This window comes from Ruegeria sp. HKCCD3925 (assembly GCF_057221175.1).
Map to the genome: position 1 here is coordinate 419,859 of NZ_JBWVBI010000001.1, position 12,786 is coordinate 432,644.

The 12,786-nt window shown below is 55.5% G+C and carries 14 protein-coding genes; all 14 read right to left on the reverse strand.

Annotated elements, in window-relative coordinates; genetic code table 11:
- Positions 1-4: 4 nt before the first annotated feature.
- The gene (lpxA, locus tag AC2TEM_RS02115) at positions 5-790 is read right to left on the reverse strand and encodes an acyl-ACP--UDP-N-acetylglucosamine O-acyltransferase (RefSeq protein WP_170405636.1); all 786 of its coding nucleotides are present in this window, start codon (positions 788-790) and stop codon (positions 5-7) included.
- Entirely contained in the window at positions 787-1,260 is a 474-nt protein-coding gene (fabZ, locus tag AC2TEM_RS02120; protein WP_170393131.1) for a 3-hydroxyacyl-ACP dehydratase FabZ, read from the reverse strand. Before fabZ ends, lpxA begins: the two co-directional genes overlap by 4 nt.
- Positions 1,261-1,332: 72 nt before the next feature.
- Positions 1,333-1,917 (reverse strand): OmpH family outer membrane protein, encoded by a 585-nt coding sequence (locus AC2TEM_RS02125; protein ID WP_170393132.1) that lies wholly within the window; start codon positions 1,915-1,917, stop codon positions 1,333-1,335.
- Positions 1,918-1,923: 6 nt separating this feature from the next.
- Positions 1,924-4,284, reverse strand: a complete 2,361-nt coding sequence (gene bamA / locus AC2TEM_RS02130; protein WP_170393133.1) for an outer membrane protein assembly factor BamA — start codon at positions 4,282-4,284, stop codon at positions 1,924-1,926.
- Positions 4,285-4,412: 128 nt separating this feature from the next.
- The gene (locus tag AC2TEM_RS02135; RefSeq protein WP_255612105.1) at positions 4,413-4,541 is read right to left on the reverse strand and encodes a hypothetical protein; all 129 of its coding nucleotides are present in this window, start codon (positions 4,539-4,541) and stop codon (positions 4,413-4,415) included.
- Between the two features lie 91 nt (positions 4,542-4,632).
- Positions 4,633-5,985 carry an RIP metalloprotease RseP gene (gene rseP / locus AC2TEM_RS02140; protein ID WP_170421508.1) on the reverse strand — a complete coding sequence of 451 codons (1,353 nt, stop codon included), beginning with the start codon at positions 5,983-5,985 and terminating at the stop codon, positions 4,633-4,635.
- 5 nt (positions 5,986-5,990) lie between these two features.
- Entirely contained in the window at positions 5,991-7,163 is a 1,173-nt protein-coding gene (gene dxr / locus AC2TEM_RS02145) for a 1-deoxy-D-xylulose-5-phosphate reductoisomerase (protein ID WP_170421505.1), read from the reverse strand.
- Positions 7,163-7,945, reverse strand: coding sequence for a phosphatidate cytidylyltransferase (locus tag AC2TEM_RS02150; protein ID WP_170393136.1), 783 nt, complete (start codon positions 7,943-7,945; stop codon positions 7,163-7,165). Before AC2TEM_RS02150 ends, dxr begins: the two co-directional genes overlap by 1 nt.
- On the reverse strand, positions 7,942-8,673 hold the full coding sequence (gene uppS / locus AC2TEM_RS02155) for an undecaprenyl pyrophosphate synthase (protein WP_170421502.1): 732 nt from the start codon (positions 8,671-8,673) through the stop codon (positions 7,942-7,944). The genes AC2TEM_RS02150 and uppS overlap by 4 nt, the downstream gene beginning before the upstream one ends.
- A 9-nt stretch (positions 8,674-8,682) precedes the next feature.
- Complete coding sequence (gene frr, locus AC2TEM_RS02160) at positions 8,683-9,246, reverse strand: ribosome recycling factor (protein ID WP_170393138.1); 564 nt, start codon at positions 9,244-9,246, stop codon at positions 8,683-8,685.
- Positions 9,247-9,430: 184 nt separating this feature from the next.
- Complete coding sequence (gene acuI, locus AC2TEM_RS02165; protein ID WP_170421499.1) at positions 9,431-10,426, reverse strand: acryloyl-CoA reductase; 996 nt, start codon at positions 10,424-10,426, stop codon at positions 9,431-9,433.
- A gap of 50 nt (positions 10,427-10,476) precedes the next feature.
- Positions 10,477-11,571, reverse strand: coding sequence for a dimethylsulfoniopropionate demethylase (locus tag AC2TEM_RS02170; protein WP_170421496.1), 1,095 nt, complete (start codon positions 11,569-11,571; stop codon positions 10,477-10,479).
- A gap of 1 nt (position 11,572) precedes the next feature.
- The gene (locus AC2TEM_RS02175) at positions 11,573-12,079 is read right to left on the reverse strand and encodes a DinB family protein (protein WP_170421493.1); all 507 of its coding nucleotides are present in this window, start codon (positions 12,077-12,079) and stop codon (positions 11,573-11,575) included.
- Positions 12,079-12,783, reverse strand: coding sequence for a DUF1326 domain-containing protein (locus AC2TEM_RS02180; protein WP_480855970.1), 705 nt, complete (start codon positions 12,781-12,783; stop codon positions 12,079-12,081). The genes AC2TEM_RS02175 and AC2TEM_RS02180 overlap by 1 nt, the downstream gene beginning before the upstream one ends.
- Positions 12,784-12,786: the final 3 nt, after the last annotated feature.

Below are 12,786 nucleotides of genomic sequence, written 5' to 3' on the forward strand. Positions count from 1 at the left end.
TGGCCTACTTCCTCGGGGTCAGGAACGAACGGTCTGTTTGCCCCGTCACAAATTCGACGATCTGGCGCACATATTCGTTGTCTGCATCCTCGCCCAGCCGGGTGGCGCGATCCATGAAGGTGCCGTCTCCTTCTGACAGTTCCTTGAAGGCCGCGCGCAATGCCGAGATATCCTCACGCGTTACACCACGCCGTTTCAAACCGACCAGATTCAAGCCATCCAACTCGCCCCGAGGCGCCTGAACAAGCCCATATGGGATCACATCATTCGGGACCATCGTAAGCGCGCCAATGATGGCACCGCGACCTACGCGCACGAACTGATGTAAGCCCGAAATTCCGCCAACGATGACGTCATCCTCGATAATACAGTGACCAGCCGCGCCAGCGTGATTCACCAGAATGACCCGGTTGCCGATTTGTACATCATGCGCCACGTGGACACCGGCCATCAGTAAGCAGTCATCGCCAATCCGGGTGATACCACCGCCGCCATCCGTGCCGGTGTTGATAGTGACGTGTTCGCGGATACGGTTGCGCTCACCGATTTCAAGGCGCGTGTTCTCGCCACCGAATTTCTTGTCTTGCGGAATTTCCCCGACAACAGCAAAGCTGAAAATCACTGTGTCATCACCAATTGACGTATCGCCGGTGACTACGACATGGGATTTCAGTTCGACCCGATCGCCCAGACGGACCTGCGGACCGATATGGCAGAATGGACCAATCGTACAACCCTGCCCGATCTGCGCACCGTCTTCGATAATGGCGCTGGGATGAATACCGCTCATGTTGTTTTTTCCATGTCCCAGTCGACATAGGCCGAAAATTCAGCTTCGGCAGCAACCTCGCCCTCGACTGTCGCGCGGCCGCTGAACTTGAAGATCTTGCCACCTTTCTTACCGCGTACAGTTTCGACATGCATTTCGAGAACATCGCCAGGTACGACCTTGCGGCGGAATTTGCATTTGTCGATATTCATGAAATAGATCAGCAACTCGCTGTCGATTACATCCATGCCGACACCCAGCATAACCCCTGCAGTCTGCGCCATCGCCTCGACAATGGTCACGCCAGGCATGATCGGAGTTCCGGGGAAATGGCCCTGAAAGTGCGGCTCGTTCATGGTGACATTCTTGATGCCCACCGCTGATTGATAGCCATCGATATCCACAACCTTGTCGACCAACAAAAACGGATAGCGATGCGGCAATATACGCTGAATCAGCTGAATGTCGGCGCTCTTGGTTTCCGTGGTCATGGTGCGGATGTCCTGTTCTGGATGTCTCTTTCAAGCGTGGTTAGCAATACCCGTACCCAAGGGCAAGCCAGCCTATTCGTTGTTATTGTTTTCAAGTGTAGCGCCGTCGCCGATAGCGGCATCGATCCTGGCGATCGCAGCGTTGGTAATATCTGAGGCGTCCGTGCTTAGAACCACATTGGACCGCTCGATCACAATCGAGGCGCCAAATTCGCGCAGCAATTCGATCAGCACCGGTTGCGCCATTTCAAAAAACTGACCACGCGCCTCTTCGCCGCGCCGCGCTAATGCGTCCAGTTTGGCGCGCTGGCCGTCACGGTGTGATTGAACTTTCTCGTCAAAAGCTTCGGCAAGCGGGCGAAACTCGTCCGCCGAAAGATCTGACCTCTTTTCGGTCAGATCTTTTTCTTCCTTGCTCAACTGCGCCACAATCCGTTCGTTTTCTTCAGCCAAAAGGGTGCTTTCGGCTTCAATCTCGCGAAAGACGCGCTGCCCAAAGGCGGAATCTGCAAACAAACGCTCACTGGAGATTGTCAGAACGTCTGTTTGTGGCACGCCCAATTGCTGCGCACCCAGCGGCATTGCTACAGCTACAAGTACCAAAACGCACAGGGCCCTTAGCGGGCCCTGCAGGATGTTCTTAACTTCGGTGATCATTCGCGATCAGAACCTGGCTTGAACGGTCAGGTCAAAGCTTTGCTCTTTATCGAAGTCCTCTTTCTTGAGGGCCTGCGAGAAGTTGAAGCGAAGCGGACCAAACGGTGTTTCCCACAGTACGGATACCCCTACAACATGCCGGATCGAACCGCTTTCACCAACAATATCAGCGCCAGCGGTGTTGACGTTGTTGAGATTGTAGAGGTTGCCAACATCGTAGAAGACGCCGCCACGCAGCCCCAGTTCTTCGGGCAGCCCCAGCGGGAAGTCCGATTCGAAACGAGCAACCCAGTAGTAGTTGCCGCCGATGGCATCGTCCTGCCCGTTCGAAAGGTCACGCGGCCCGATACCAGCAGGCTCAAACCCGCGGAATGTGCTAGGACCTAGAACAAACCGGTCGAGCGTGCGGCTGAAATCGTCCCCGGTCCAGTTCAGTGCACCCAATTCAAGCGTCGCGCGCAATACGACTTCTTCGTTGAGGACGCGTTTTTGGGCTATCGCCCGTGCCGTGGTTTTGAAGAATTCATTGTCCCCGCCAAGACCAGCAGCATCCACGCCGACTTCGAACAGGACGCCCGCTGTGGGGTTCAGGCCACCAATACGGCTATCGTATACGTAGGACACACCCAGAGAACTGCTGGTTCGTTTCCCCTGATCGATCTCTGATGAGATGACAGCGCCGTTCCGCTCATTGCTCTGCTGGGTCATTTCGCTGCGATCCCAACCATAGCGAAGACGCAGCGCCGACAATTCACCGATCGCGTAGCTCAGCTGTGGGCGGAAGAACACTGTTTTTGTGTCGTAGCTGGCAAAGCTCGAATTGGTGCTGGCCAGACCAAGCCCAAGATCAAAGCGTAGCTTACGGCCCAGCAGATAAGGCTCGGTAAAGTTGATAACGTACTGCTCAGAATCCTGAGCTGTCGACAACGTGATACCCAGGTTTTGCCCGCGGCCGAGGAAGTTCGATTCATTCAATCCGATTGCGATCCCGAAACCGTCCGAGACCGAGTAGCTACCACCCAGGCTCAACGAACCGGTTGGTTGTTCTTCGACATCCACGTCCACGATAACCTGGCTTGGCGACGATCCCTCGCGGGTTTCCACATCAGCGACCGAGAAGAAACCCAAGGCGCGAATACGTTCGGCGCTCTGGCGGATTTCGCGGGGATTGAAGGGGTCGCCTTCAACGGTATCGAATTGGCGGCGGATCACACGGTCCAGGGTGGTTGTGTTCCCCTCGATATCGATGCGTTCCACAAAGATACGCGGGCCACGGGTCAGCACGAACTGGACATCCAATGTCAGATCGCGGGGATTACGCGTTACCCGGGGCTCGACCCGCAGAAAATCAACGCCGTTTTTCAGCCCCAGACGCTCCATCCGCGCGATCGAGTTCTCAAGCACCGTCGGAGAGTAAATAACACCTGGTTTGACTTTCAGAGCCGCCTGATAAGGCGCCGGGTCCACACCCGGGATCTCACTGACGGTCGTAATCTGACCGAACGAGAACCGCTGTCCTTCTGTGACGTTCATAACCAGAAAGAATGCATCCCGTTCGCGGGTGAATTCGACATTGGCACTATTGACGCGAAAATCGATATAACCGCGTGACAGGTAGAAATCACGGATCACCTGTTTGTCGAATTCGATTCTGTCGGCAATGAAGGTGTCGCCGCGAAGGAAGGTCCGCAGAATGTTCGCCTGCTTTGTTTCAAGCACGCGGCGCAGTCGACGGTCCGAAAACGCGCGGTTTCCTACAAAACTGACTCGCTCGACCTCGATTGTCGTTCCCTCGGCGACTTCGAACACCAGATCGACACGGTTATCGCTGCGACGAATGATGCGCGGGATAACCGTCGCGGATACGCGGCCCTGCGCCGAATATACTTCGGCAATCAGGTCAGCGTCCGCTTCGGCCTGTTGAGGCGTGAATACGCGGCGGGTTTGGGACGATATCGCTTCGAGCAGGAGATCATCTTTTACGCGGCGATTGCCCTCGATGCTAATCTGGTTGATGGTCGGGTATTCCTCGACCGCGATGACCAACGTACTGCCACGCGGTGTAAGTTCGACTGTTTCAAAAACACCACTGTCAAGCAAACGCTGGAAGGCATCATTCAATTGTCCTGCCGTAACAGTCTGCCCCGGTTCGATTCCGGTGCGGGCGATAATCGTCGAAGTCTCGATCCGTCGATTGCCCTCAACCTCGAAGCTGTTGATGGTGTAGGATTGCGCCTGCGCGGGCTGCGTCAGAACCAGTAAACCCGGTGTAGCAAAAAGGAAAAAGAACGTTAGTGCCTGCCACAAAATGTTGCTTTTCCGCCCCCGCGAGCCGCAGTATGTGCCCGTGCGCCTGCTGTCAGTCATTTTTATCACTACCCAGAATTTTCAGCCTTTAGCTGCTGAGTAGCCCGATTGTGAGGCCATGTCAAAAGACGAAAAAGCAAAAACGGCCCATCAGGCCGTTGCATGTAAGTCAGACATGTTCTGGAGAATCACAAACCGAGCAGATAACCACCAACAGCTAGGGCCAGTGCGGTCACGGCAAAGCTAAGCAGCATATCCCAGTTCAACTGGAACAGGACACTGACACTCTGATAGGATTTTTGAAACGCCTTGGTCATTGAACTCAAGCCTACACTTATCGATGCACCCCAATAAGATAGGCTTGAATTGCGGCAATTTTGCGTCGGAACGGTGCCAAGATCGCCTTAATCAGCAGAACAGATCATTACTGACCGAGAAAAGCATCAATGACAGGATCAGTGTGACACCGACCCCCATCAGTACCCTCAGCGCTTTGTCACTGGGTGGTCTGCCAGACACAGCTTCATAAGCGTAGAATAGCAAATGCCCCCCATCCAAGGCTGGGATCGGGAACAGGTTCAGCAACCCGACCGCCGTTGACAATACGGCGATGAAGAAGATGAAGTTCTGTGCCCCCTGGCTGGCCATAGCACCCGAGGTTTCGGCAATACCGATCGGCCCGGAAATGTTGCAGGTGCTGATCGCTCCGGTGATCATGTGCCACATTCCCGACAGCGAGCCTTCGATGATGCGCCCGGTTTGGACCACGCCACCTTCGATCGAATCCCAAATGCCCGCTGGAACGGTTTCGGGATCGATCATCATGCCGCCTACGATACCGATGCGCCAATGGGTGATGAAACCACCATCGGACGTCGGCTCGTCGGTGCGTCGGGGCGCAAGTGCAAATTCTAAATCCGCCCCGTCGCGCCATACATCCAGCAGCAATACGCGCCCGTTCGATCCTTCGACATGTTCCTTAAGCTGCTCGAACGCAAAGATCGGATCACCGTCTACCGCCGTGATTACGTCGCCTTGCTGCAACTGTATGTCCATCGCTGCACTGCGCGGCGTAACCTGTTGGATTAGCGGTGGAAAGAGCCAAGGTGCCACGACATCAGTGGTCTCTCCATCTCGGATAACCGTATAGTCCAGCTCTGGTTCTACAGGCAGCGAATTGATGAAATCGGACCAGTTGCTTGCGTCATCGAAATCCGGTGTTGGAATGCCTGCGATGGCGATAATCTCATCGCCCTCCTGCAAACCCTGAATTGTACCAGGCAACGGCTGCAGTGCGCCAACAGTCAAAGGTTCACGGGAAACACCCTGCGACCAGAAAATCAGGCCAAACACCAATATCGACATCACGAAATTAAAGACCGGCCCTGCCGCAACAGTAACCGCACGCGCCCAAAGCGGGGCACCGTGCATGGTGCGGCGCAGCTCTTCCGGGTTTTGTGCAGAGATCTCACTCATCGCGTCTACGTCCTTGCCGGACGCGGCATTGGCATCCCCCAGGAATTTGACATAACCGCCAAATGGCAGCAGCGCGACCTGCCAGCGAGTGCCGCGCTTGTCTACACGGCTCCATAGAACCGGGCCGAAACCGATCGAGAACACTTCGGCATGAATGCCAGACCACCGACCAACGATGTAGTGGCCGTATTCGTGCACCGCGACGATCACTGAAAGCGCAATAACAAAGGCTATTATCGTGTAGAGCAGATTGCCAAATTGCGGGATCAAAGAGAGTATGTCCAAAAGTTCTATCCTGCTCGTTCCAATACGGTTTCATCGACCCACTGACGTGCGAGATGGTCCGTTTGCTGTACATTATCAAGGGTCAATGGTGCATCAATCAGGCTGTCTGAAGCCTCAAAACGCTCCAACACGGCCGACACCGTGTCTGCCATATCCAAAAAACGTATCCGGTTTTCTATAAAGTGGTCCAATGCGCGCTCTTTGGCGGCGTTGAAGATCGCACCGGACAAGCCACCGCGCTGCATCACTTCGCGGGCAAGACGCAAAGCCGGATAACGCACTTCATCCGGTGCATGAAATCGCAACTGACCCAGTTGCGCGAGATCCAGACGCGCAACAGGTAAATCGCGCCGTTCGGGCCAATGCAGCGCGTACCCGATGGCATGGCGCATATCCGGAGCCCCCAGATGTGCCATCAAGGCGCCGTCCTGAAAACCGACCAGTGCGTGAACGATGGATTCGGGGTGCACGAGGACTTCGATATTCGATGGGTTAACGCCAAAATATTCTTTGGTTTCTATAACTTCCAATGCCTTGTTGAACATAGATGCGCTGTCGATCGTAATCCGCTGTCCCATGTTCCAGTTCGGATGACTCGATGCCTGTTCAACAGTTGCTTTGTCCAGATCGCCAAGCGGCCAATCCCGGAACGCTCCACCGCTTGCGGTGATAATGATCCGTTCAACGCTTGTCATATCCTCGCCCACAAGCGCCTGAAAAACTGCCGAATGTTCGCTATCCACGGGTAATAGCGTGGCGCCATGCGCCCGAGCCGTTTCCAGAACCAGCGGCCCGGCACAAACCAGCGTTTCCTTGTTGGCAAGCGCGAGTGTCGCCCCTTGTTTCAACGCTTCGATCCCCGGAGCCAATCCTGCGGAACCGACAATCGCCGACATCACCCAATCCGCCGGTCGCGCCCCGGCCTCGATCAGAGCGGCCTGCCCCGCAGCCGCTCGCACTCCGCTGCCGGCCAATGCGTCACGCAGATCATCGAGTTTGTCATCAAACGCAGTCACCGCCACGTCTGCATCCAGGCGCACCGCATCGCGCGCAAGCTGCGCGACGTTGCGTCCACCGGTCAACGCGACCACGTCATAGGCATTCGGATTTCTTGCGATCAGATCAATCGTATTCTGGCCAATGGAACCAGTCGCACCAAATATGGATACCCTTCGCATCACATACCTCCGGGCGCGTAAAACAGCCCTGCGAGCAACACAAAGACCGACGCGCCCATCATCCCATCAAACCGATCCAGAAACCCGCCATGACCGGGTATAAGGTTTGAGCTGTCCTTAACGCCAAAGCCACGTTTTGTCGCGCTTTCAACAATATCACCGATCTGGCTGGCCATAGAGGCAAGAACGGAGACAACGATAAAAGCAATGCCGAAACCGGCATAGTGCGCAAAAACTGTTCCGACCAGCGCGGCAGCAACCCAGCCTCCAACCGTACCGGACCATGTCTTCTTGGGGCTAACTCTGGGCCAAAACTTAGGTCCGCCAAGCGTTTTGCCCACAAAATACCCGGCGACATCCGTGGCCACGACCACAAGGATCAGCCAAACCATCCATCCAAATCCCAGGTTCTCTCGGATCGATATGAATCCCAGCCCCGACATCGCGATCCAAAGGGCAAACAGGACGTATATCCCGCGCGCACGGTTGATCTGTCCTGCTCCTACCAATGCCGGGGCCACCAAACATGGAAGCTTGTATAGCGGTGGTAGATGATAGCTTAGGACCACGGCGAACCCGGTCAGTATCGCCAGCTGAATCGCGACACCCTGACGTTCTGGGTCGATCATCCGGATCAGTTCCCATATCATCAGACCGCAGACGGTGCCGATAAATATCTCAAACCACAGGCCGCCTAGCCAAACTTCGACTGCCGCAATAGTCACAAGAACCGAAGCCGACAAAACCCGGGCAGTCAGATCAGACCATCGGCCATCACTCATGCCGGGACCGCTCCAAACCGCCGTTCACGCGATCCATAGTTGCGGCACAGCCGTTCGAGTTCTGCAGCGGTGAAATCAGGCCACAAAGTATCGATGAATTCGTACTCGGAATAGGCAGACTGCCACAGCAGGAAATTAGAAATCCGCGCTTCACCACTGGTACGGATCACCAAATCGGGGTCAGGCAGAACGCGCGTGTCCAGATATTTGGGCAGAGTTTCCTCGTCCACGTCCTCGGGGCGCAGAATGCCATCGGCAACGTCACGTGCCAAACGTCTGGTCGCGCGCGCCACCTCGTCACGACCGCCATAGTTCAAGGCAACGGTTAGATGAACCAGGTCATTGTTCTGTGTTTCGCGTTCAAGCGTATCCATCAGCTCGGTCAACTTGGCATCCAGCCGAACTCTATCCCCAATGAAACGGACCCGAATGCCGTTATCTTTCAAGGTCTTGGTCTCTTTGACGATGTAACGGCGGAACAAGCTCATCAGGCCTGCAACTTCGACCTGAGTGCGTTTCCAGTTTTCAGTCGAAAACGCAAATACTGTCAGATACTTGATCCCTAAACCCGGGCAGGCCTCGACCACCTCACGGACGCGGCGCGCACCTGCATGATGGCCAAACAATCGAGGCCGCCCGCGTGACTGTGCCCAGCGACCGTTGCCGTCCATGATGATAGCAACGTGGCGCGGCCCTGCAATCGGAGAGGTATCGGGATCCTTTGGCATATCCGAGGCTCAGACCTGCATGATCTCGGCTTGTTTGGTCTCGAGCGCATCATCGACGGATTTGATCATGGTATCCGTCAGCTCCTGAACCTCGGTTTCCCAGAATTTCTGATCGTCCTCGGACATGCCGTCTGCCTTGGCCTTTTTGATCTGGTCCATGCCATCACGGCGCACATTCCTGATCGAAACCCGTGCGCTTTCTGCATATTGACCCGCGACCTTGCCGAGCTCGCGACGGCGTTCTTCGTTCAGTTCGGGAATCGGCAGCATGATGATGGTACCATTCAGTTGCGGGTTAATACCCAAACCGCTTTCCCGAATGGCCTTTTCAACTTTGCCGACGAGGCCCTTGTCCCAAACATTCACGGTTACCATGCGCGGTTCAGGGACGTTCACGGTACCAACCTGATTGATCGGAGTCATCGCGCCGTAAGCATCGACCATGACGGGCTCAAGCATTGAAGCCGATGCACGACCGGTCCGCAGCGAAGCGAATTCGGTTCTGAGGTTGGCCATGGCACCGTCCATGCGGCGTTTCAGATCATCGGTATCGAGTTCGAAATCATCAGACATGCTGCTCACTCCCCGTCTTCAGGTGATGTTCGGATGGGTCTTAAGCCATCACAAATGGGATGTATAGCAATCATGGTCACGAAATGTGGCAATGGCCAGAACTGTTTCCGGCATTTCGGCCTCATTCCCGACAATTGGTTCGGCCGGATGCATGCTCCGGCCGAACCGTTGTCTGTTTTGTCTATCAAGCGTTCACGTTGACCACGACGCGCCCTTTTACCTGACCTTGCAGAATGTCCGCTCCCAACTGGGGCAGATCAGAAAGGGTTGCTGCATGGACCATCGCCTCAAGCTTATCCATGGGCAAATCGGTCGCGATACGCTTCCAGGCTCGGACCCGGTTGTCGTATGGCTGCATCACGCTGTCGATGCCCAACAGATTAACACCGCGCAGCAGGAATGGGATCACGGTTGCGGGCAGCGCCGCACCACCGGCAAGGCCAACCGCAGCTACCGAGGCCCCATACTTCATCTGCCCCAGCACGCGGGCAAGCATCGCTCCGCCCACCGCATCAACACATCCGGACCAAGTTTCACTTTCCAGCGGACGCTTGGTGGTCTCGTTCAACTCGTCACGCGGGACAATTGTGGTTGCACCCAGTGATTTCAGGTATTCTTCGGTTTCAGGACGCCCGGTCACAGCTGCAACCTCATAGCCCAGATGGGCCAAAATGGCCGTCGCGACCGAGCCGACACCTCCTGCGGCACCTGTGACCAACACCGGGCCATGACCCGGCTGCAAACCTTGATCCTCCAGCGCCATGACGGCCAGCATAGCGGTGAACCCGGCAGTGCCAACTGCCATCGCCTGCCGTGTATCCAACCCATCCGGCAACGGCACCAGCCAATCTGCCCGCGCGTTTGCTTTTTGTGAATAGCCGCCCCAATGCGCTTCACCTACGCGCCAGCCCGTCAGCACGACCTTGTCGCCAGGTTTGTAGCGTGCATCCGAGGACTGCTCGATCGTGCCCGCATAATCGATGCCCGGAATATGAGGATAGCTACGCACCAGACCACCGCCTTTGGGCGACATGCACAGGCCGTCCTTGTAGTTCACCGTTGAATATTCAACGGCGATCGTCACTTCTCCATCCGGCAGCGTATCCAGAGAAATCTGCTTCACCGAAGCGCTTGCGAGGCCACTTTCTTCATCTTTTTCAACGACAAGTGCATTAAACATGAACTTACTCCTTCTATTGCCTCAATCGGCTGTGTTCCTGAAACAAGGGCTTAGCGCCAGAATTTTTCCTGCACCTCGGCCCATCGCATTCCATGTTCGGTCATCAATTCAATCCGCGTACCTGGCGCCCAATGGGACCGGTCGACCATTCCAATGGCTACATTCACTCCAAACTCGGGTGAATACGCAGCCGAAGCCACCTGCCCGACCTGCCGGCCCGCGGCCATCAGCGGCCAAGATTCGGTGCACGGTCCGATCTCACCTTCAATAACAAGCGGACGGATCTGCCGGGGTGGACCGTTTTTCGCCTGATCCGCCAAAGCGGCTTTGCCGATATAATCCAGCGGAGAATTGCAGAACCGTGCTAGCCCGCATTCATAGGGCGTATTCTCCCGCCGCATGTCCGACCCGAAACTCAACAGACCGCTTTCAACACGCTCAATCCCGTTTGGGCAACCTGCCCGCACGTTCAGATCGCGGCCATTGGAAAACAGCATGTCCCATAGCGGCATGCCATAATCCGAACCTTCGACGTATATCTCGAACCCGCCTTGTTTTGACCAGCCAGACCGGGCGACGACGAATGATGTATCTTCAAACGCCAACCGTTTGTATCGAAAGAACTTTATATCCCTGACTTCATCACCAAAGACGCGCGTCATCAGCTCGTCCGCCTTGGGGCCTTGTACCGCCAAGGGCGACACATCCGGCTCAGAAATATCGACATCCAGCCCCAGCGCAATCACGATTCCCAGAGCAAATTGCCAAAGGTCACCATCGGCAACCGACAACCAATAGTGATCATCCGTCAGTTTGATCGCAACAGGATCATTCAGCATGCCGCCATTGTGATCTACTATCGGCACATAATAGCACTGGTTCGCCTGCATTTTGTCCATATCGCGCGGGCTGAGCATCTTCATCAGCCGCAACGCATCCGGGCCTTTGATCTGTACCTGCCGCTCACACGAGACATCCCAGACCTGAACATGCTGTTTCAGATGCGCCGCATCAGCCTCGATGCTTTCAAAAACCGTCGCAAGCAGCATGTGATTATAAACGGTATACCCTGTGACGCCTTCGGCCTCGACGCCCGGAGTGAATGGGGTTTTGCGCACGCGCCGGTTCGGTGAGATGACTGCCATGTCAGAAATCCTCTGGCAGAAAGACAAGATCGCTGACAGGTGCCTGCGAACCAGCCTCGGTCAGCATTTGGTGCAATTGTCCGCGATGATGTGTCTGATGATTGAACATATGAATGACGCATTGCCCGTAAGACTTTGTTACGTCGTTCTCTTTTGCAGCCGAGTACCACGTGAACGAACCGCTCAGGACATCATCCCCCAACGTATTGGCCCATCTCGCAATACGGGCGTCAATCGTATCGCGCAGCGGCAGCCAGTCGGCCATGCCAGTGCAGATCGAGACACTCTCAGGAATGCCGCCACCTGGTCCCGGTCCCTTGTCAAACCGGGAAATCCAGATCCAATCCCCCCATAGCAGATGATTGGCAGTTCCCATGATCGACCCGAAAAAAGCGCCGCGATCCCGTGCCAATTCTTCGTCTGAAAGGGCTTTGAGAAAGCTCTTTAACTGGTTGTTTTGCCAGTGGTTATATCGCGCCATTTCACGGGCATAGGCACCGGTTATCATTACTTAGGCCCGTGCCAGTCAATCGGGCAGATCTCGGCTGACTTGCCGCCGAAGTCCCATACGCGACCATAGTCGCGCACCTTGGATTTCGTGCCTTTTGCAACAATGATGTCCGGCCCCATCCAGTATTTCGAATTTGAAACCATCACCGGATGCTCTGGGTCTTTGCCCGCAAGCATTTCGATCTCACCCTGAATCTTGCGCCCTATCATGATCCGGCGTTTGGTGCCGTCCCTTTCGATTTGAATCGGTGCACGTTCAGCCCCTATGATCTCGCTGACCAACATAGTGAACAGCCCGGTTGTGCCACCTGCCTGACCGCTGAATATCTGCAACAGTCCATTATAAGCCTTGCCGCTGGCACGTTCATCCACATAAGCCGCGACTTTCCACTGGCCTTCGCCCATGCGTCCGGGGATATCAACCAACAGGCCCACATTCAGTCCGGACAAATCTTCGCCTTCGTAGTGGCCTTCGTCGATCGCGATACCCATCCACGCGTGGCAATGCCCTTCGGTCGGAGGGTGTGCACCCAGCGAAACCACGCATGGGCAGAATACGTCACACGAACAGTTCAGGATCAGTTCACCCTTAACCGCCCAATCGGTCGGGCTCATCTCACGCCGCTTGGGATTTGGCATCCGGCTGTCAATTCTTTGACTGACCGGCAGCTTGTCTGCATCCGGTTTTCTGTTTTTAGCCATCGG